The following is a 19334-nucleotide window of genomic DNA, read 5'->3' as shown; positions in this document are numbered from 1 at the left end:
AATACTTATGGTTTGGTTTTAAATCACGTTCATGAAAATTTCTCAACTAATGCCTTTGCAATTGGTTTCGGTACAAAGTTTTCTATATTAGCATGGTGTTTTGCTGCTTCTTTTACGATACTGGAGCTTAAAAAGGAGTACTCTGGATTCGTCATTAAAAAGAAAGACTCAATAGAATCATCTAATTTTCGATTCATGGTAGCGTTTTGAAGTTCGTATTCAAAATCACCTGGCCTTAACCCTCTCACAATCACACTAGCGTTCTTTTTCTTCACAAAATCAATGAGCAGCCCAGTACTATAATCTACCGAAACATTACCGAACGTTTTTGTTACATCTTCAATCAGCTTTACGCGCTCTTCAATAGTGAAGAGCGGTTTTTTCGATTGATTAATAAACATAGCAACAATAACTTCATCAAAAATACGAGAAGCACGTTTTATGATATCCAAATGGCCATTTGTTAATGGATCAAAACTACCTGGAAATACTGCTATCTTCCCCAACTTACTATCCTCTCCTTTTTAAGCATATTGATAATAACTAACTTGTATCGCGTTGTAATTAACAGATTTATATAGCTTAAGCGCACCCATTGCTTCTGGTAAGACTTGCTCCGGAGTATGCTCACAAATTACAACACTTCCTCGCTGTATTAACTGTAATTCTAGAATCGTTTCAAATAATTTTTCAAAGGAAACCTTGCCATAAGGCGGGTCTAGAAAAATCCAATCAAATGTTAATTCTCTTTTAGCAGTAGCTTTTAATGCTCGAAAGGCATCCGTTCGATACACTTCCGTCTGATCTTCCATGTTTAATTGTTTAATATTTTTATGAATTGTAGCAATAGCTGCGGATTGTTGGTCAACAAATATTACCTTTTCAGCTCCTCTACTAATTGCCTCGATTCCTAAACCACCGCTCCCTGCAAATAAATCCAGTCCAATCCCTCCTTCAAAATACGGCCCAATTATTTGAAAGATTGCTTCTTTCACTTTGTCTGTAGTAGGTCTTGTCCCTTTACCAGGAACGGCTTTTAGTGGATGTCCTTTCCATTTCCCTGATATTACTCTCAAATGCTCTCACTCCATCACGTATATAACTGAACATATCCTATCATAATTACCATTTAAATTCATTATTTTATACTTTGCTAAGAGAAAAAGATATTTTTAAGAAAAAATAATGTGTAAGATGAATAAACCAAAATTACTTGGTCACACTAAAGGATGTGAACGATACAAATTCGTTCTAAAACGGAGAAGACTTACGTTTCCCCATAAGTTCTTCCTCCGGTTTCTCCTCTCCCTTTTTTGATCTCTTTGTATGAATACAAAGAGAGCCTGCGGAATTTTCTGCAGGCGTTTTTTTTATGTTTTCCCCAATTCGTATCCATGCTAAAATAGGTGGAGAAAGAGGTGGTTATGATGTTACAAAAATTTATTCCACTGGGAAATGGATATACAGATGTATACGAACTACTTACCTTAGGGAAACAAATGAACGACAGAGTACAGCACTTTCTTATTTTCCACACATTGAAAAATACGGAGCCTAAATCATCTTTAGCACTTATTATGAAACCTACCGAAGTTGGCGATTTCCAACCAATTTATATTTGTTTAGAAGGTATAGACACTCCAAACGAAAAGAAAGAAAGTAAACGTATTCAATTATTTAAACAATTAGCAGACAAGCAAAATAAAACTCCTATTGAACTAGAAGTACAGCCTTCCAGTCATTTCAGAGACCAAGAATTGTATTTTCAACACCTTATCGGAATATTAAGGGCTAATCACTACCTGAAACCTTTAACGTTGAGATTTTAACGATAATAAAAACACCTTAGAAGTTCTTATTTTAGCAACCTCTAAGGTGTTTTTTTACATGCTAACTTCCACAGGGATGACGTTACCAAGGTAAATACCTTCTAGCGTAAGTTTACAGCTTACCGCTCTAATTTCCACCCCACTATTTTGTGCTAAATGGAGAGCTTCTGTAAAAGTCGGATCGATCCAGTGGCAAGGCTTAACCATACGTATATCTTCTCGCTGACAAACGAAGAGCACTCCTGTTTGATAGTGTCCGGAAAGCTGAATCTCTGTTAACTCTCTTACATGCTTTGTTCCTCTCTTGGTAGGGGCATCCGGAAAATAACCAACTCCATCCATTTCCATCGTCACACTTTTCACTTCTAATAAATATGGATTATGATTTGCTTGAAGTAAAAAATCCCACCGAGAACCACCATAGGTATACTCTTGTTTTCTATATTCTAGAAAAGCTAACTCCTCTATTGCTTTTGTTTGAAGCGCATTTCGAATGAGCTTATTCGGAAGTGTGGAACGCAAGGATACGAGAATACTTGTATTAGGCTTTGTCACAAGCTCAGCTGTCCACTTTGTTTTACGATGAACTTCGTTATGATACGAAACATATATGGTGTTACCAGGTATTAGTAAGTCTAGTAATCGACCTGGGTCTTGTAAATGTACTGTTATTCTTTCATTCGAATCCGTTTTTTCACATAGTAGGATAAATCGGTTTACTCTTTCCAAAAACGTTGCTTTATAAAGCGTATCTTGAAATGGTAAAAACATTATATTTCCTTAAAATAGTCCTTTAAAAACCCACCGATTTTCCCTGTATTATCAATAATAAAATAAAACTCTTCTGTTTCATTCTTTACATCATAAACCTTTCCAGGTGTTAATACATTGTGTACAACAAATTTTTTCGCATCAGCATGAACACATTCAATCTGTTTTATCGTTTCTTTATTTTCCCATGTTTTATGAATCATGTTTATCGCTTCCTTTCTTTTACTTTCTTTATCATATCTATCTTATATTGATTTTTCAATAAAGGTTTTCCCTTCGTGACCTTTTTGGAATTTTGGTAAAATCCATTGTAGTATCAACGGCAGTAGGAGAACAATAATGAGTAAACGTATCATTTGTAGCGATCCGACAATAGATGGATCCCCTCCAACCTCCTGTGCAGTAATAGCCATTTCAACTAGACCACCAGGAGCAAAGCTCAAAATAGCAGTCACTAAATTCATTGGTGTAAGTAAAGTAAACAAATAGCCAATGAAAAATGTAAAAGCAATCACTACAATATTCAAAAGAAAATACGTCGTACAGTGCTTTCCAGCATTTTTTAAGTCTTCAACGGAAACAGAATGCCCAAGATTAGCCCCTAAAATAATCTGTGCTGCGATAAATAATACCATTGGTAGATGAAATAGAGTCAATCCTAAGCTATTGGATATCGCAGTGAATAGCATTGGTATAATGACATAACTTGCTGGAACTTTATTATCCAAAAGTCTTGCAATAATATAAAAAAGTACATAAATCCAAATCGTCCACAAATGACCATTGTCCTCAACAAAAAGAAATGTACTTGAATTTCTATGGTGATCCATAAAGAAATGAGTTGCAACGAATGGAACAATAAATAACACCGCAAGCAGCCGAATAGAATGGAATAGTGTTACATAAATCGTATTACTCTTAAATGACTCACTCATCGCAACCATTGCGGATAACCCTCCAGGTATAGCTCCTAAAACACTCGTCATTTTATCAATTTTTGTAAGTTTCGATAAAAAATAGCCGCTTAAAATAGCGACAAAAATGGTCAAAAGAGTAAACAGCAAAAACGGAAAAAAGTAAGGTGTTACAATATTGACTGTATCAGTAGTGAATGTACTACCTATTTGAATTCCTAAGAGTAGGAAGGCTATATTTTGCAATGTTGCTGACTTTTCGGTTTTTTTATGAAACAAACCTTTATACAATAGTAAAAATACAATCGGCCCCAGCACCCAAGAAAGTGGCATATGTAGGAAATTTAATAGAACGCCACCAAGCCCAGCAACCGCAAGTGTCATACATAATGTTTGAACATAATTCTTCATGTTTATCCCCATTTCTCAATTCTATAGAAGTCATCTATGATAGACATTATACAATAATGTGAAAATTTAAAAAGTATTTTACTTAAAGGAGAGGAGATTATGTATAAGGAAATATATGTTTTTCATAAGCAGACTAGAAAACCGAAAAAGGCTTGTATTCGTAACTACACCAAACATGATTTTCAAGGATTAATACAAGTACAACAAGAAGCATTCCCTCCTCCATTTCCTCCAGATTTATGGTGGAATGAAGAACAATTAACAAATCACACAGACATTTTCCAAGAAGGTGCGTTGTGTGTTGAAGTAGACGGAAGAATTGTAGGATCCATGACAGGGTTAATTACTCAAATGGAAAATCCGGAAGACTACCATACATGGGAGGAAATGACAGACAACGGATATATTTCGAACCACAATCCATCAGGAAATACTTTATACGTCGTTGATATATGCATTTCTCCAACTTATCGCCCATACTCCCTTGGCAAATGTCTTATGCAATCTATGTTTGAAGTGGTTATTCAATATGACTTAGATCGATTATTAGGTGGTTCTCGAATGCCTAATTACTATAAATACAAAAATGAATTAACAGCTGAACAATATGTAAAACAGGTTGTTCAAGGCAATATATATGACCCTGTCATAACGTTTCTATTAAAAACCGGTAGAATGCCAGTTAAACCTGTTCCTAATTATTTAGAGGATGAAGAATCCTGTCATTATGGATTATTGATGGAATGGAAAAATCCATTTAAGCTACAAACACAAAAGTGAAAAACCATGCTATTAGGAACAATCATTTTGTCATATCAACTTTGAATACACTTTAACCTGAAACGAAGCAATAAGAAAGGAGCTTTCATGTCTTCGATTGACATGGAGCTCCTTTGAAAACGCTACTTTTTTTGTTTCTCTATATCTGTATTGTTTATTTACCCATTCACATCTGTTTTTAAACATCTTATAACGTTTAATTCCTATACTCCTGTGGTGAATATATAAAAATAACACTCTAAATCGCTCTACCCTACTTTTCAAATAAATATTTAAAGCGTCCATACCCTTTTTCCTCTAATTCATCCTTAGGGATAAATCGAAGTGCTGCAGAATTAATACAGTATCTTAGCCCTCCTTTATCGACAGGACCATCCTCAAACACATGACCTAAATGAGAATCCCCATATGCACTTCTAACTTCAATTCTACGCATACCAAAGGAAGTGTCTAAGTCTTCTTTTACTTGTTTATCAACAAGTGGCTTCGTAAAGCTTGGCCATCCACATCCAGCATCATATTTATCGGTCGAGGAAAACAAAGGTTCACCAGAAACAATATCTACATAAATCCCATCCTCTTCGTGATCCCAATACTCATTTCGAAACGGGGGTTCTGTTCCATTTTCCTGAGTCACATTGTATTGCATCGGAGAAAGAACTTCTCGTAATTTTTGAAGATCTTTCTCTTTCCCCCAATTCTGCTTGATAAAATCTTCACGACCAGAACCTTTTTTATACATTTTATAATGTAATTGGTTCTTTAAGTAGTAATCTTGGTGATGCTCCTCTGCAGGATAAAACGTTTTTGCTGGTAAAATTTCGGTAACTATCGGTTTAGAAAATTTACCACTAGCATCTAGCTGTTGTTTCGAACGCGTGGCGATTTGTTTTTGCTCTTCATTGTGATAAAAAATAGCTGTCCGATACGAGCTTCCTCGGTCGTGGAATTGTCCCCCTGCATCAGTCGGATCAATCAATGTCCAATAAATTTCAATCAATTTTTCATAGGGAAAAATGGCCGGATCAAATGTAATCTGAACTGCTTCATAATGACCTGTCGTATCACTACAAACTTCTTCATAAGTTGGATTTTCTTTAAATCCTCCTGTATATCCAGAAATGACACTTTCAATTCCTGGTCTCGTATCAAACGGTTCAACCAAACACCAAAAACACCCACCAGCAAAGGTCGCTTTTTCTAAACTTGGTTTTGTCATAATAACACCCCTATTACGATTCATAATACTATTATTGTAAACAGGAATTTGGCTGATAACAAATAAGATAACTTATTAAATAAATAATTTTGGTGTAGACTGGCCATTATTACGCTTTGCATGGTGTGTTCCTTTTTTCCTCACATCTGTTTTTTTCTTATTGTCCTCTTTTTTTCTTCTATCCTCTTTCTCTTCGAAGAAGGCTTCTATTTCTTCTTGTTCCAGACTCTCTTCTTCGTACTCCTTTTCATGCTCTTCCTCTTGATCGCCTTCCTTTTCCTCATCCTCCTCCGCTCCTTGTTCCTGAAGCATTTTCCACATTTGAATCATGGATGGAATATTTTTTATCATCGGTCCATATTGTTGAATCATTGGTGCAGCTTGTTGCGCTAAATTAATGGCCTGTTGGACGTTATTTAGTACATTAGAAGCTTTACCTAATCCACTTGCAGCGCCATAATGCTGTCCGCCAAATCCAGGGCCAAACCCACCAAATCCAGGACCTATATTTCCATGATTTTTAGGTGTACGATTAAAAATTTTCGCAAGTAATCCACCCGGTCCACGACCCGGGACTCCCATCTGCCCACCACTTCTCGGACCTGGAAAAACCCCCCTTTGCTGTGGCATTGATCTTGGTGGGTTTTGAAATGAGAACGGATACGGCCTATATCTATTTGGTGGCATATTATATACCCTCCCCTTTAAACGAATGTACTACTTTAGAGTACGGTTTAAGGGCTGTCCATGTGTAGGCAGTTTGTATTTTTTTAGAAATTTCCTTTTTCATTTTTAGCCAGCGGATCAAAAATGATGGTGTTTCACTTAAGAGACCAATCAATCGGGCTTTCGCCTATAGATTCTAAGAAGGTATTTGTTTTAGAAAATGGCTTACTTCCAAAGAATCCACGATGTGCAGATAACGGACTTGGATGAGGGGCTTCCAAAACAAAATGCTTTTCACAATCAATCATCGCTTTCTTTGCTTGGGCTTGCCTCCCCCATAAAATAAACACAATTGGTTTTTCTCTTGCGTTTAAACATTTCATAACTTGATCCGTAAATACTTCCCACCCAATACCTCGATGAGAATTCGCTTCATGAGCACGAACGGTTAAAACGGTATTTAGTAGGAGAACTCCTTCTTTAGCCCAATCCAGTAGATAGCCATGATTAGGAATCGAAATGCCAAGATCATTATGTAATTCTTTATAAATGTTGCGTAGTGAAGGTGGAATTGTTACACCTTGTTTTACAGAAAAACTAAAACCGTGGGCTTGATTTGGCCCATGATAAGGGTCTTGTCCTAATAAAACAACCTTCGTCTTCGTATAGGATGTAACAAGAAACGCATTGAAAATATCTTCCCTTTTTGGATAGATTATTTCTGTTTCATATTCTCTTAATAGATAATCTTGTAATTGTTGGTAATATTCTTTTTGAAATTCCTTACTTAAGTAAGAATCCCAATCGTTCATCATCTGTTGCATTCAACATCTCTCCAAAGCTTTTTTAACTTTCAAATTCCTCTAATTCATGTAAAAACAAAGGGATTCGAGCTTCGATTTGCTCTTTTGTTCCATAACGCAATACCTTGCTTATCGGCAAGGTATCATTCACCATCTTCACATGCTCTACTGTAGTAGAAAAAAGTTGTACATATTGCTCCCTTTTTACTAATACTTGGGTTTCTTTATCCTGTAAACAATATTGCTCCATAAAACCTTGCGCAATGGCTTTTAATTTCATAGAAACCTGATCAAAGTTGTGCTTTTTGTACCGCGGAGAATTATGCAAGGCGATAAATAATGTATCGTAATTATTTAAAAAATTCCCAGCAAAAGTATGCCCATAGTACAAGACAGGATAAGGGTCAATAATTCGGATTTTATTATCCTGTAACAAAATATTTTCAGGAGATGTATCTTGATTTGTAAAGGATACGTTCGAAATTGACCTCGTAGCAACGCAATTTTCAAGTTTATCATATATTTTTTCTCGATCAAACGAATAGGAGGATTGAGATAAATATGGAAAATCCTCTTCTAGAATCTCTTTGTTTTCCTCCTCCATGAAGGCAGAAACACTGGATTGCATTTCACCTTCTACAGTAAAACGTTCCTGACTCCAACGTAAATATCCAAACCCTTTTAAAGGATGCTTATGATTGTTTAATTTTCGAAAAAATTCCCCATATTGAGCGCCAATATCATAGGCCTTCAATAAAGGTAATTGATGCAAATCTACTTTTTCACCAGCAAAGGATTCAAGCGTATAAGTACATTCCTTGTCAACATAATAGTCAAAATATTCCGGCGCAATGCCTGAGTTTGCTTGATTCGCATGATGATAAAACAGCTTTTGCCCTTCATACTCGGTTCTCCATTCCCGCTCATTAAATTCCACTTTTTCACCGTAGGCTACTTTTTTAGGTAGTCGAAGGACAAGCTTTTTATGATTATCCTCAATCAAGAAGGCATCGTGCCATGCTCCCTCACCCAAAAACGTGACGTCGCCTTTAAAATGGTGTCGTTCTATAATCTTTTCTAATTCTTGTCTGTACATTTAAGACCCCTCATTGTATGGTTTTCTTTAGTATAAATTAGGAGGTTTTTAAAGTATACAGAAAAAACAGACACCCTTATGATGTCTGTTTGCTTTGTACCTATTTTATTAATCTGACGTTACCTCTGCATAAATGATAAATCCTACAAAACCTGCTAAAATAATACCAAGCAATACAGCAGTTAACATACTCATCATAGAACCCCTCCGTTCTTTTCTTACCTTAAGTATAGATCATATCTAAAGCATTTAGGGGTTCATAGTATGTCGATAGTATGAATAAAATGAGGCAAATTTGTTAAAATCTTTTGAAGGGTGTGGAGGAGCATGAAGGAAATTACAATTGGTTTTATTGGTACTGGAGTAATGGGAAAAAGCATGGCTCAAAATCTTTTAAGTGCTGGATATCATGTACATGTTTATACGAGAACAAAGGCCAAAGCAGAACCACTAGTTGAGGCTGGGGCTACATGGCAGGAGAGCGTAAAGGATTTAGCTGCTGTATCCAATGTTATCATCACAATCGTTGGATATCCATCTGATGTGGAAGAGGTTTACTTTGGAGAGAATGGTATTATCGAAAACGCCAAAAAAGATACATACATAATAGACATGACTACATCGAAACCAAGTCTAGCAGAGAAAATATATGATGAAGCGAAAAAAAGAAATATTCACGCTTTAGATGCTCCTGTTTCTGGTGGTGATGTAGGAGCAAAAACAGGTACGCTTGCAATTATGGTTGGTGGCGATGACCATGCCTTCGAACAAGTAAAACCAATTTTGGAAGTAATGGGAGAAAACATTATTTTACAAGGTCCTAAAGGGGCAGGCCAGCATACAAAAATGGCCAATCAAATTAAAATTGCTTCGAATATGATTGGTGTTTGTGAAGCAATTTCGTATGCGAAAAAGGCAGGACTTAATCCAGAGCGAGTACTAGAAACTATTACTACTGGAGCTGCAGGTAGCTGGTCACTAAGTAATCTCGCACCTCGAATGATTAAAGAAGACTATGCTCCTGGTTTTTATGTGAAACATTTTATAAAAGATATGCGAATTGCTTTAGAATCTGCTAAGGAAATGGACTTATTGACACCAGGTTTAGAGCTTTCTCTATCCTTATATGAGGAATTAGCTGCAAATGGTGAAAAAGATAGTGGTACACAGGCGCTCATTAAGCTTTTTGAAAAATAGCAGCTGAAAGAGAGAAGTGGAACTGAAATAGTTCCACTTCTCTTTTCACTCTTTATTGGATTTCATTTCTTCTATTTTCTCCGCAACTACAAATGCTAAGTCATGGTTTCCAAATAACTCCAGTACATTTAGTACTGTACCATTTGCTATCTCTTCCGATTCCTCTTTTGGAACCGTAAGCTCCAACGTTCTTTCTAGTGATGGATTCATTTCTTGATTCGGATAAGCTTGGTAATACACTGCTCTTGGATCTAGGCTATTATTTACGCACCATTGCGCAAAAACCAAAATCATCATATTTTCATCTGACTGGTAATTTTCAATAATTTTCTTTTCTAACTCATTTTTATTCATATATAAAACCCCTTCATTCTACATTACTGGACAAATATAATTGCTTTTTCCAGAAAAAGCAATTGATTTTCCTTTTTAAGACATGTTAAAATTATTAACTGCAAGAATAAAATCAAAATAATACGCCTAACAGATTTATATCTTGCAAATATGAATTGGTAGGTGGAACACACTATGGAAAATACAGAAAAGTATCAAGTATTATTGTACTACAAGTATGTAAATCTGGAAGACCCTGAAAGTTTTCGTGATGAACATCTTATGTTTTGTAGAGAACTAGGATTAAAAGGTCGTATTTTAGTAGCAAATGAAGGTATCAATGGAACTGTTTCCGGAACAGTTGAACAAACAAACAAGTATATGGAAGCAATGCAAAATGATCCTCGTTTTGCAGACATGATGTTTAAAGTTGATGAAGCAGATGGTCATGCTTTCAAGAAAATGCATGTACGCTTCAGACCTGAACTAGTGAACCTTAGTCTTGAAGACGATATTAATCCGAACGAACTTACTGGTCAATATCTAAAACCAAAAGAATTTTACGAAGCATTGCAGGACCATAACACCATTGTATTAGATGCTCGTAACACTTACGAATATGATTTAGGTCATTTCAGAGGTGCTATTCGCCCTGATATTGAAACTTTCCGTGAATTACCACAATGGGTAAAAGAAAATAAGGACATGCTTGAGGGTAAACGAATCGTTACGTATTGTACGGGGGGTATCCGTTGCGAGAAATTCTCTGGTTGGTTAAAAAGAGAAGGATTTGAAGATGTAGCCCAACTACACGGCGGTATTGCGACTTACGGTAAAGACCCAGAAGTACAAGGCGAGCTTTGGGATGGACAACTATACGTATTTGATGAGCGTATTGCTGTACCGGTAAACCGTAAAGAACATGTAGTTGTTGGTAAAGATTGGTTTGATGGTACGCCATGTGAACGATATGTTAATTGTGCAGATCCTGACTGTAACAGACAGTTTTTAGCTAGTGAGGAAAACGAACATAAATATCTCCGCTCTTGTTCACATGAATGTCGTGTATCTCCGAGAAATCGTTATGTAATTGAACACAATCTATCTGAGGAAGAAGTACAAGAAAGATTAGCACGTATCGAAGAGGAAAAAAGCGTAAATGCATAATTATAAGGGATGGATAACTCCATCCCTTTTGTTATGCTCGTTTTTTTAACAATTGCATCTTTTTATCCTTTTCCTTTTCATCAAAATACTCAAATAACCCAATTTGATTTCCCCATGGGTCTACAAATGTTGCCCACCTAACAGGGACTTCTTTTCTTGAATAAATCTCAAACCATTCGACCCCTAGCTCCGCTATTAGTCGATTTCTTTCTGCCTTTATATCCATTACGCCAAGTCGAAGTGGTCCATTTCCAATACCCGGTTCTCCTTTTGCTACTTGTAGCCAACAACTAGGAAGTAACTCCCATTCCGCAAATCATTCATGAGGAATAAAATCTGGCTTTTTATTTACTAATTTTTCATACCAAAGCTGTCCATCCTTCATGTTGGTTACTCGGAGTTGTATCGTCATTTCGTAAATCATTTCGAAAGCTCCTTTTTTACATAATATCCTTTTTACAAACAATATTGTGCTCTAAGTAAAACTTTAATAATGTTAAGGCTTCTCCCCAGCCTGTAGCACATTGAACACAAGCGATAAGGTCTTTCTCTGATGTAGAATAGCCATCTTCCTTCAATCGCACTAACGTACCATCTTGATATTCCGTCAATGTGAATCGAACTGTTGTTACATTGACTCCTGGACACCACTGAAAAACAAAGGATGAATTAGGTTTTGCCTCCACTATTTTTCCGCCATCTACAAAATCTTGTTTTTGTGCACCAAACGCCTTCCATCGTAATGTAATCTCACCTGTACCATCCTCGTTCCAATTCAAAGTTGTTTCATCTGTAAACCAAGCATTCCAGCCTTCAGCTGATGTTAAAGTATCAAATACTCTTTTAGGTGTAGTCTTTATATATGTCGCATGTTTGATTATAGGCATTTCACAACCTCCCATCATCTCATTCATTTGAAAATTCTAGTACCTCAACTTGATTTCCAAATGGATCTTCAATGGCAAAATACAGACCTGCAGGAAATGGCTTAGGTTCATCAAATAGAAGCTTAACTCCTTTTGCCTTCATCGCTTTAAAATCCTCTTGAATATTACTAGACTGAAGACCAAGAATAACACCAGTGTTACTTTCGGTAATGCTACCGTCTGTTTCCTCTAAAATAATTGGTATTGATTGATGAACTAAACTTACTATTGTTTCACCATAACGTTTCGAAACTTGAAAATCCAGAATACTCGTATAAAAATCCTCCGCTTTGTCTATGTTGTTCACTTTAATGGTTAGCACACAAACTGTATTTAGCATCATAATCCTCCGTCTTTTGTTATTCCATATATCATTTCGATTTATCTATTAGTAAATCCTTCCTAATTTAGTACATTACTAACAAAAGCACATGGTATACATATTAAAGCTATGACAATCAATATTAAAACTAAAACATGTGGGGAGGTATGCTATTTGATTCGGTTATTCCTTCTTGTATTTACTTTTACAATACCTATTCCGTATTTTACTTTAGCTCAGTCTCAAGAAATACATCATAATGTAAAAGCTGCCTTCATCCGTAACGGAGACTTATGGTTAAAAATAAACGAGGAAGAAAAACAAATCACAAAAGGTTCTAATATACATTCACCTCAGTGGTCTTATGACGGAAAGCTACTATTGTATGAAAAGGAAGTTCCCTCGACAGTTATGCAAAACGGTATCCAAAACGAATTATGGATATATCAAGTCAAGTCAAATGAACATAAGAAAATCTTTTATGACGGCGTGAACCCTTTATGGGCGCCAAATAAAAATATTCTTTCCTTTCAAAGTGGTGGAATATTAAATGTTTCCGATTTAAAACAATTCTATAATGTGGCGCTTGGTGTTCATGGTTACACCTGGCTACCTGATGGGAGTGGTTTTATAGCTGCTTCACAAGCGCAATTACGTCCAGATGGATGGACTAAACCCATTATTTATAAAATTCAATTACAAAACGACTATAAAGATGTCCACTTTTTTGAAAATGCTACACCAATATTTACAGTTCCGAATGAGGTTGGTGTTGATAAAGAAAAGATCATGTCTATTACGCTAAGTGATTTTCGCTTTTCACCTAGTCATAAATGGATATCCTTTATTATTTCACCTACCGCTTCTTTAGCAATGGATCGTAATATTCTTTCTATTCTTTCCAGTAATGGTGAAAAATTCAAAGAACTAGATGAAGTAATCACCTATGGAATAGGGAAACCGCAATGGGCACCAACAAAAGATGTTCTCGCTTATATTGCTGGAGGGGGGAGAATTGTATTTGGATTTAAAAATAAAACATTAACGGTTTCAGATATCGCTCCCAATTCCAAAACGTTAACTCCCTCTAAATACGCTGAATTAGCTTTTACATGGGTTGATGACAAAACAATAATTTCATCAAGAATACACGAAGCAGAGTGGTCAAATGATCAACAGACCCATCCAGATCCTTCCCTGTACGCTATTAACATTACCGAAAACAAACAAGCCAACATTACAAATCCCCCTAAAGATTTAGGAGATTATGATCCTATGTATATACCTGCACTTCATAAGCTTGTATGGTTAAGAGGGAAATCGATATCAGATAAGCATCGAGATGTTTGGATTGGAGAGCCGAATGGGAAACATAGCGAGGAATGGATTCGAAATGTAGAAAATATTGAAATTTACGGGGCTCTAAATTAAAAAGAAGAAAGGGAAATGAATTGGTCATTTCCCTTTAATATTTCCCCGGAAAGCGCAAGAAAACTAATTTTACGACAATTGATGTAATTTTTTGTAATTAATTGACACTATATAACGACACGAGCTGGTATTTACACAGCGTTGCATTGTTTTCAAAGGAGATATGCGTTATAACAGCCGTCCCTATTTGTTCAGATTCCTTATGCCGCATAATATCGATTGGTGTATCCATCGGAAATAACTTATACCCTGAAAACATAATTTCAAAAGTGTTATCACTTGAGTCGATTCTCTTTTCTTTATCCTCTGTAATGATTTTCCACTCAATGGTTAAAGGTAAAGACATGGGAACACCTCCAAATTTTACAAATAACAATCTATCTTGATTTTATCTTACCTATTAGGATATGGAAAGCGAAATCTTTGATCCTGAGTGAGATGTTTGGATGGTTAGTTGAGCCCTAATTTCATCCTTTAATTTAGGTACGTGTGAAATAATACCAAGCATTCGATTCCCTTTTTGTAGATCACTTAAACAGTTTAAAGCCTGCTCAAGAGAAATTTCATCTAGAGTACCGAATCCTTCATCTATAAACAGGGTATCTAACTCCACTCCCCCTGAATGGGCTTGTACAACATCAGCCATTCCTAATGCAAGGCTTAACGCCGCTTTAAATCCCTCTCCCCCAGACAATGTTTTTACAGAACGATTTTGACCAGTATAGTAATCTATTACCTCTAAATCTAAACCACTTTGGGCACCACGCTTAGCAATTTGATCACTTCTTCGTAATTGGTAGCGATGATCGGTCATTTTCTCTAGGCGAATATTTGCTTGAAATAAAATTTCATCCAAGAATGCTGATAATACATATCGTTCAAAGGATAGACGTAAAGGGTTATCTCCTTTAGAGAGCTTTGCAAGTTCTCCAATGTCAAAGAATTGTTCTTCTAATTCCTTTTTCTTGGACATTAATGCTTGTAGACGACCTAATATTTCTTTATGGCGTTCTAGCTCCACTTGATGCTTTTGTAATACTTCCGCATCCGCTTCTAGCTGTTTAGATAAGTTTTGCACCGCTTCCTCCAATGTCTCTATTTCTGGTTTCTCTTTATCGTGTAAATCTTTCTTTAGGATTTCATACCGATTTTTTGTTGCATATAATTCTTCTTCAAATCGTTTAATGTTTTGTTCCAATCGTTTTATTTCACTTTCTTCCATAAGGGACTCTTTATATTCTTCATGGGAAGAAAACTGTTTATGTTCCAATTCACGTTTAAACTCATCCGTAACATTTACTAGCGTTTTTTCTGCTTTGACTAGCTGGGTTTTCAGTCCATCAACTTCTACTTTTAATCTATTTTTTTGCTCTTTTACTTGTTCATATTGCTTTTGGATTGTTTCCCAAGCTACTATTTTTTCTTCATACCATTTTTCTTTGTTTCGTAGTTGTTTTTTTAAGGAGTGAATATCTTCATTTTTATAGATTAATTCCTCAATAAATTGATCTTTTTGCGTTTTCATTCGAACAAGCTCTTCTTTTAACTGTTGGATATCTTCTAACTTTTTCTGTGTGTCTTCTCGAAGCTTTGTTAATTCTTTTTTTAGCTTTTTCTGCTTATCTACTTTTTCTTTAATCTTTTGCAGTTGCTCTTCCGTATCCTTTCTCTTCGTGCGAATAGTTGATAGCTCCTGCTTCCATTCGGATATTCGGTCGCCGATGTTTTCAGTTGTAATTTCTATTCCAGATAGCTTTTTTAATTCAGCAATCGTGTTATCAATAAGCTGTCTTTGTGATTCGCCTTTTGAACGAATGTCTGCAAATTGGTCAACTAAATTGGTTACGATTTGCTGTTGTTCCTCTAGCTTCTTACGCTGAAGATCAATTTGTTCATTTGAAATGGAACGATTATGAAACTCCGCTTTCGTTGGATGGTGGGTGGACCCACATACTGGACAAGCTTCTCCCGTTTCCAAGGATGAAGCTAAAAGGGCTGCATATTCCGTTCGTTGCTCTTGCTCTAGTTTTTTCAAGGTTTCTTTTAAGTCATTCTCCAGCTGCACAGCTTCATCCTTTTTCTTTTTTATTTGCACGTATTGATTCCGATATTGAAAAAGCTTACGTAGCTCTAATTCTACATTACTACCTTTTTCTACTAACTGTTCAAACAATTGCATTCTATTATTCCACTCAAAATATTGCTCTGTTATGTGCTGTGTCTTCTCGGTTTCACTGTCTATTTTTTCGATTTCTTCTTCTGTTCTTTTAACCGATTCTTCATTATTGTTCGCAATCTTTACCTTTTCATCATATGTTTTTCGTTGTGTTTTCTCTTGTTCTGCAAGCTGTTCTATCTTCTGATGCTTCGTAAACTCGTCCTTTAAAACACGTATTTCTTCCTTCACTTGTTCTCTTAAAGGCTCTTCTTTTTTTAAGGCTTCGTATTGCGTCTCATCCTGTTTAAACTTTAATAAAACTTCTTGTAATATGTTATTTCGTGTTTCTAAACTTGCTGTTATTTCCTTAACCTCTTTGTTTCGTTGTTTTACTTGTGTTTCATATCCCTTTAACGCAGAAGCCGCATTTGCCTTGTGCAATAGTTGTTTTTCTTTTTCTATTGTCGATTGCTGTTCATGAAGTGCTTTTAGCTTAATTGCTAGTTCATTCATTTCAGTGAATTGATTAAGAAGCTCTTTCGCCGCGTAGAAATTGTTTTGAAGCTCGTTTAATTTCATTCTTCCTTCTTCGAGTTGCTTTTGTCTCTCAACTAAAACTTCCTGATCTCGAACGATGAGTTGGTGGAGATCTTCTTTTGCTTGTCCGCTATCAACTTGTTCCACATCATAATCTTCAGACCAATTTACATATCTTATTTCATTTTTTTCCTGAATAGATAATTGGTCAATATCATTTTGCAATACTTTACTTTCTTCCGTCAGCTTCTTCGTTATTTGGTCATAAAAATAAGTATGGAATATTTTCTGTAAGATTTCCTCTCGTTCTTTACTGTTCTCCGAGATTAAACGCCGGAACTCACCTTGTGGAATCATTACCATTTTACGAAATTGTTCATAATCTAGTTGCAGCATATCTTCAATAGCTTCATTGACTTCTTTTACTTTTCCATAAAGGAGATGCTTTTCGCCATCTATAATCTCATATAATTCTGCTTGAGGAGGCTGTTCAGTAAACCCATCACCTCTTGCCTTCTTCTTGTTTTGTTTGGGACTTCTTATAATTTCAAATTCCTTTTGATGCAATCGAAACCGAAACTCGACTTCTGTTGGAACCTCTATATCCGCAAAATGACTTCTTAGTGTATCATGCTCACGGTCATCACCGCTTGCTTTTCCATATAATGCAAAACACATGGCATCAAAAATTGTCGTTTTACCCGCACCAGTTGGACCTGTGATTAAGAATAATGTTTCTTCGCCAAGTTGTGTAAAATTAATGGTTTGTTTTTCCTTGTATGGTCCAAATGCACACATCGTTAATTGTAAAGCACGCATATTACTGTCTCCTTTCTGCTTCGATTAACTGTTGGACTACTTTTTCCATAATACGTTTACGATTTTCCGAAATCGGCTCCCCTTTCATATTTTCATAGAAAGAAGAGAATAAATCGAGGTGGGACATTTGTTGCCGCTCTTTCACTCGTTGTAGGTCTGTTAAATGTTTTGGCCCTTTCATTTTACGTTCTAAACGTAAGATGTTTGGGTATTTTTTTCGTAACTTACCGATCGGGTCCATAATTTCTCCGTCATCCAATAACGTGATATGCACATAATCCTCACATTCATTAGAAACTAAGTCTTCCAAATACCCTTCGATCTTTTTCATATCACGTCTTAGCTTGAATGGTTTTTGCTCTAGCGTTTTAATCCCATGATTGTCTAGTTCTAGTACGGTGTATCCTTTTTTATGATTCACTTCCGAAAACGAATATTTATATAGAGAGCCCGAGTATCGAATATGATCATATTTCACTTTCTGCGGTTGGTGAAGATGTCCTAATGCAGTATACGTAAAAGGCTTAAAAAGTTCCGCATCTACATATGGTGTCCCACCAATCATCGTTATTCTTTCTTCCGATTCGGATTCCATGCCTCCCGCTAAAAAAGCATGTCCAACTACAATATGCCGTTCCTTTTCTACATCATGCTTTTTAAGTAGCTCCGAAGTGATTTCCGCCATTGCTTCATGATGAGATGTTATCTGTTCTTTACCTAATATTTTTCTTACTTCAGCAGGCTCCATATAAGGAATTAAATGAAAGTAAACAGGACCGAACTCATCTTCCAACACTACTGGTTCTAGATTTTCTGAAATTTTCGTTTGTATAAAAAGCTTATTTTGCTTAAGAAGCTGTGTTCCGAAGTCCATTCGTTCGGCACTGTCATGGTTACCAGTAATTGCAAGAATTGGTATGTTGAGGTCATATACAATTGTAGTTAATACGCGGCTCAAAAGCTCTACGGCTTCCTTTGGAGGGATTGCCCGATCATATAAATCACCTGCAATAATGAGGGCATCTGGGTTTAATTTTTCTAACTCATCTAAAAATTGCTGCAAAACATGGTTCTGCTCTTCCGTCGTATAAATATTGTGAACGATTTTTCCTAAATGCCAATCTGCTGTATGGACAATTTTCATAGTAAACACTCCAATTTTATCGTTTTATCCTGTTATTTATCTTATCACTTTTTCATTGTTACGGATAACGAAAGAAATGGCATTTTTAAATGGAATAACTGGTAATAACTTCATTTTTCTATGCCAATTTATCGCTCCTTCTATTGTTACGTGGTTGTAATGCGAGTATTTGATCTTTTTGAAAGCTTCGATAGCCTTTTCGCAAAAAGCAATATCCGAAAATCTTTTCTTCCGTTATACCGTAAATTTTTACTACTCTCTGCGTTATTTTGCCATTCTTATTTATATAAATCATTTCAACAGTTTGATGTTCATAAAGTCCTTTAGGTGAAATCACATGTTACACCTCCCACCTATATTATACACGAACATTTGTTCCTTTAAACACTTTTATTCGAATATATGTTCGGTTATAATGTAGATATACGACTTGGAAAGGTGTGAGAATATGTTAAAAGACAGAGGTACAATAAAATGGACATCGCTTATGCTACCAGAGCATGTAGAACAACTAAAGCATTTATGGGACAATCAAAACAAAATACAAAAGCCAATATTAGATGAGCAAGAACTAGAAGAGATCAATCAATTATGTATGGAGGCATACCATAACCAGACTACAGTCGAATTGTCCGTATACACAAACGGGAACATAGATCTCCACATGGGAATCATTTCAAAAATAGACTTGCAAACTCATACGATACAATTTAAAACGGCCGAAACCGTTAAACATATTCCATTCGCAAGTGTAATTCGAATAAGGAACGTACATTAACGAAAAACGACGTCCTATAAATGGACGCCGTTA

The 19334-nt window shown here is 35.9% G+C and carries 22 protein-coding genes and 1 pseudogene; 6 read left to right on the top strand and 17 right to left on the bottom strand.

Annotated features, from left to right (window positions below; genetic code table 11):
• Positions 1-29 precede the first annotated feature (29 nt).
• Positions 30-506, bottom strand: coding sequence for a pantetheine-phosphate adenylyltransferase (gene coaD / locus C1A05_RS06050; protein WP_102027278.1), 477 nt, complete (start codon positions 504-506; stop codon positions 30-32).
• Positions 507-524: 18 nt separating this feature from the next.
• Positions 525-1076, bottom strand: coding sequence for a 16S rRNA (guanine(966)-N(2))-methyltransferase RsmD (gene rsmD / locus C1A05_RS06045; protein ID WP_102027277.1), 552 nt, complete (start codon positions 1074-1076; stop codon positions 525-527).
• Between the two features lie 348 nt (positions 1077-1424).
• Here rsmD and C1A05_RS06040 point away from each other — a divergent pair, with 348 nt between their 5' ends.
• Entirely contained in the window at positions 1425-1829 is a 405-nt protein-coding gene (locus C1A05_RS06040; RefSeq protein ID WP_306373246.1) for a DUF7147 family protein, read from the top strand.
• Positions 1830-1883: 54 nt separating this feature from the next.
• Here the strand turns inward: C1A05_RS06040 and sfsA are convergent, their stop codons facing one another.
• The 3 genes from sfsA to C1A05_RS06025 are packed head-to-tail and all read right to left on the bottom strand — an operon-like array spanning position 1884 to position 3925.
• Entirely contained in the window at positions 1884-2600 is a 717-nt protein-coding gene (gene sfsA, locus C1A05_RS06035; RefSeq protein ID WP_102027276.1) for a DNA/RNA nuclease SfsA, read from the bottom strand.
• A complete protein-coding gene (locus C1A05_RS06030) occupies positions 2600-2803 on the bottom strand; it encodes a DUF6501 family protein (protein WP_102027275.1) in 204 nt (67 codons plus the stop codon). Before C1A05_RS06030 ends, sfsA begins: the two co-directional genes overlap by 1 nt.
• A gap of 42 nt (positions 2804-2845) precedes the next feature.
• Positions 2846-3925 (bottom strand): AbrB family transcriptional regulator, encoded by a 1080-nt coding sequence (locus tag C1A05_RS06025; protein ID WP_159462008.1) that lies wholly within the window; start codon positions 3923-3925, stop codon positions 2846-2848.
• A 99-nt stretch (positions 3926-4024) separates the two neighbouring features.
• On the opposite strand from C1A05_RS06025, the gene C1A05_RS06020 reads away from it, so the two are divergent.
• Entirely contained in the window at positions 4025-4705 is a 681-nt protein-coding gene (locus tag C1A05_RS06020; RefSeq protein WP_102027273.1) for a GNAT family N-acetyltransferase, read from the top strand.
• A 253-nt stretch (positions 4706-4958) separates the two neighbouring features.
• Here the strand turns inward: C1A05_RS06020 and msrB are convergent, their stop codons facing one another.
• From msrB to C1A05_RS05995, 4 genes are all read right to left on the bottom strand, one after another.
• Complete coding sequence (gene msrB, locus C1A05_RS06010; protein WP_102027271.1) at positions 4959-5924, bottom strand: peptide-methionine (R)-S-oxide reductase MsrB; 966 nt, start codon at positions 5922-5924, stop codon at positions 4959-4961.
• Between the two features lie 75 nt (positions 5925-5999).
• The gene (gene vrrA, locus C1A05_RS06005) at positions 6000-6611 is read right to left on the bottom strand and encodes a VrrA/YqfQ family protein (RefSeq protein ID WP_102027270.1); all 612 of its coding nucleotides are present in this window, start codon (positions 6609-6611) and stop codon (positions 6000-6002) included.
• Positions 6612-6745: 134 nt separating this feature from the next.
• A complete protein-coding gene (locus tag C1A05_RS06000; RefSeq protein ID WP_102027269.1) occupies positions 6746-7414 on the bottom strand; it encodes a uracil-DNA glycosylase in 669 nt (222 codons plus the stop codon).
• A 22-nt stretch (positions 7415-7436) separates the two neighbouring features.
• Complete coding sequence (locus C1A05_RS05995) at positions 7437-8489, bottom strand: hypothetical protein (protein WP_102027268.1); 1053 nt, start codon at positions 8487-8489, stop codon at positions 7437-7439.
• Positions 8490-8816: 327 nt separating this feature from the next.
• Here C1A05_RS05995 and C1A05_RS05990 point away from each other — a divergent pair, with 327 nt between their 5' ends.
• Positions 8817-9686: an NAD(P)-dependent oxidoreductase gene (locus tag C1A05_RS05990; RefSeq protein ID WP_102027267.1), complete on the top strand. Its 870-nt coding sequence runs from the start codon at positions 8817-8819 to the stop codon at positions 9684-9686.
• Positions 9687-9731: 45 nt separating this feature from the next.
• Here the strand turns inward: C1A05_RS05990 and C1A05_RS05985 are convergent, their stop codons facing one another.
• Entirely contained in the window at positions 9732-10040 is a 309-nt protein-coding gene (locus C1A05_RS05985; RefSeq protein WP_102027266.1) for a hypothetical protein, read from the bottom strand.
• Positions 10041-10214: 174 nt separating this feature from the next.
• Here C1A05_RS05985 and trhO point away from each other — a divergent pair, with 174 nt between their 5' ends.
• Entirely contained in the window at positions 10215-11186 is a 972-nt protein-coding gene (gene trhO, locus C1A05_RS05980; protein ID WP_102027265.1) for an oxygen-dependent tRNA uridine(34) hydroxylase TrhO, read from the top strand.
• Positions 11187-11217: 31 nt separating this feature from the next.
• Here the strand turns inward: trhO and C1A05_RS05975 are convergent.
• From C1A05_RS05975 to C1A05_RS05965, 3 genes and pseudogenes are all read right to left on the bottom strand, one after another.
• A pseudogene (locus tag C1A05_RS05975) lies at positions 11218-11610 on the bottom strand (VOC family protein).
• A 16-nt stretch (positions 11611-11626) separates the two neighbouring features.
• Positions 11627-12073 carry an SRPBCC family protein gene (locus C1A05_RS05970; RefSeq protein ID WP_159462007.1) on the bottom strand — a complete coding sequence of 149 codons (447 nt, stop codon included), beginning with the start codon at positions 12071-12073 and terminating at the stop codon, positions 11627-11629.
• Positions 12074-12092: 19 nt separating this feature from the next.
• Entirely contained in the window at positions 12093-12452 is a 360-nt protein-coding gene (locus C1A05_RS05965; protein WP_159462006.1) for a VOC family protein, read from the bottom strand.
• A gap of 156 nt (positions 12453-12608) precedes the next feature.
• On the opposite strand from C1A05_RS05965, the gene C1A05_RS05960 reads away from it, so the two are divergent.
• Complete coding sequence (locus C1A05_RS05960; protein WP_102027262.1) at positions 12609-13865, top strand: hypothetical protein; 1257 nt, start codon at positions 12609-12611, stop codon at positions 13863-13865.
• Positions 13866-13962: 97 nt separating this feature from the next.
• On the opposite strand, the gene C1A05_RS05955 is transcribed toward C1A05_RS05960, so the two are convergent.
• The 4 genes from C1A05_RS05955 to C1A05_RS05940 form a co-directional block, all read right to left on the bottom strand.
• On the bottom strand, positions 13963-14211 hold the full coding sequence (locus tag C1A05_RS05955; protein WP_102027261.1) for a DUF2584 family protein: 249 nt from the start codon (positions 14209-14211) through the stop codon (positions 13963-13965).
• Between the two features lie 54 nt (positions 14212-14265).
• Complete coding sequence (locus tag C1A05_RS05950) at positions 14266-17379, bottom strand: AAA family ATPase (protein WP_102027260.1); 3114 nt, start codon at positions 17377-17379, stop codon at positions 14266-14268.
• Position 17380: 1 nt separating this feature from the next.
• Entirely contained in the window at positions 17381-18523 is a 1143-nt protein-coding gene (locus C1A05_RS05945; protein ID WP_102027259.1) for an exonuclease SbcCD subunit D, read from the bottom strand.
• Between the two features lie 118 nt (positions 18524-18641).
• Positions 18642-18860: a hypothetical protein gene (locus C1A05_RS05940; protein ID WP_102027258.1), complete on the bottom strand. Its 219-nt coding sequence runs from the start codon at positions 18858-18860 to the stop codon at positions 18642-18644.
• Between the two features lie 111 nt (positions 18861-18971).
• On the opposite strand from C1A05_RS05940, the gene C1A05_RS05935 reads away from it, so the two are divergent.
• Positions 18972-19301: a YolD-like family protein gene (locus C1A05_RS05935; protein WP_102027257.1), complete on the top strand. Its 330-nt coding sequence runs from the start codon at positions 18972-18974 to the stop codon at positions 19299-19301.
• Positions 19302-19334 lie beyond the last annotated feature (33 nt).

This window comes from Salirhabdus sp. Marseille-P4669, from assembly GCF_900240405.1.
GTDB lineage: Bacteria > Bacillota > Bacilli > Bacillales > Alkalibacillaceae > OEQK01.
This window is presented reverse-complemented; position numbering and strand designations above follow the sequence as displayed.

What these genes read in the sequence shown, in the direction of transcription:
- sfsA (WP_102027276.1), bottom strand. Translation starts at nt 2,600, where the DNA reads ATGTTTTTACCATTTCAAGATACGCTTTATAAAGCAACGTTTTTGGAA.
- C1A05_RS05945 (WP_102027259.1), bottom strand. Translation starts at nt 18,523, where the DNA reads ATGAAAATTGTCCATACAGCAGATTGGCATTTAGGAAAAATCGTTCAC.
- C1A05_RS05965 (WP_159462006.1), bottom strand. Translation starts at nt 12,452, where the DNA reads ATGCTAAATACAGTTTGTGTGCTAACCATTAAAGTGAACAACATAGAC.
- C1A05_RS05995 (WP_102027268.1), bottom strand. Translation starts at nt 8,489, where the DNA reads ATGTACAGACAAGAATTAGAAAAGATTATAGAACGACACCATTTTAAA.
- C1A05_RS05990 (WP_102027267.1), top strand. Translation starts at nt 8,817, where the DNA reads ATGAAGGAAATTACAATTGGTTTTATTGGTACTGGAGTAATGGGAAAA.
- C1A05_RS05970 (WP_159462007.1), bottom strand. Translation starts at nt 12,073, where the DNA reads ATGCCTATAATCAAACATGCGACATATATAAAGACTACACCTAAAAGA.
- C1A05_RS06020 (WP_102027273.1), top strand. Translation starts at nt 4,025, where the DNA reads ATGTATAAGGAAATATATGTTTTTCATAAGCAGACTAGAAAACCGAAA.
- C1A05_RS05955 (WP_102027261.1), bottom strand. Translation starts at nt 14,211, where the DNA reads ATGTCTTTACCTTTAACCATTGAGTGGAAAATCATTACAGAGGATAAA.
- trhO (WP_102027265.1), top strand. Translation starts at nt 10,215, where the DNA reads ATGGAAAATACAGAAAAGTATCAAGTATTATTGTACTACAAGTATGTA.
- C1A05_RS06000 (WP_102027269.1), bottom strand. Translation starts at nt 7,414, where the DNA reads ATGCAACAGATGATGAACGATTGGGATTCTTACTTAAGTAAGGAATTT.
- C1A05_RS05935 (WP_102027257.1), top strand. Translation starts at nt 18,972, where the DNA reads ATGTTAAAAGACAGAGGTACAATAAAATGGACATCGCTTATGCTACCA.
- C1A05_RS06040 (WP_306373246.1), top strand. Translation starts at nt 1,425, where the DNA reads ATGATGTTACAAAAATTTATTCCACTGGGAAATGGATATACAGATGTA.
- C1A05_RS06025 (WP_159462008.1), bottom strand. Translation starts at nt 3,925, where the DNA reads ATGAAGAATTATGTTCAAACATTATGTATGACACTTGCGGTTGCTGGG.
- C1A05_RS05985 (WP_102027266.1), bottom strand. Translation starts at nt 10,040, where the DNA reads ATGAATAAAAATGAGTTAGAAAAGAAAATTATTGAAAATTACCAGTCA.
- C1A05_RS05950 (WP_102027260.1), bottom strand. Translation starts at nt 17,379, where the DNA reads ATGCGTGCTTTACAATTAACGATGTGTGCATTTGGACCATACAAGGAA.
- msrB (WP_102027271.1), bottom strand. Translation starts at nt 5,924, where the DNA reads ATGACAAAACCAAGTTTAGAAAAAGCGACCTTTGCTGGTGGGTGTTTT.
- vrrA (WP_102027270.1), bottom strand. Translation starts at nt 6,611, where the DNA reads ATGCCACCAAATAGATATAGGCCGTATCCGTTCTCATTTCAAAACCCA.
- C1A05_RS06030 (WP_102027275.1), bottom strand. Translation starts at nt 2,803, where the DNA reads ATGATTCATAAAACATGGGAAAATAAAGAAACGATAAAACAGATTGAA.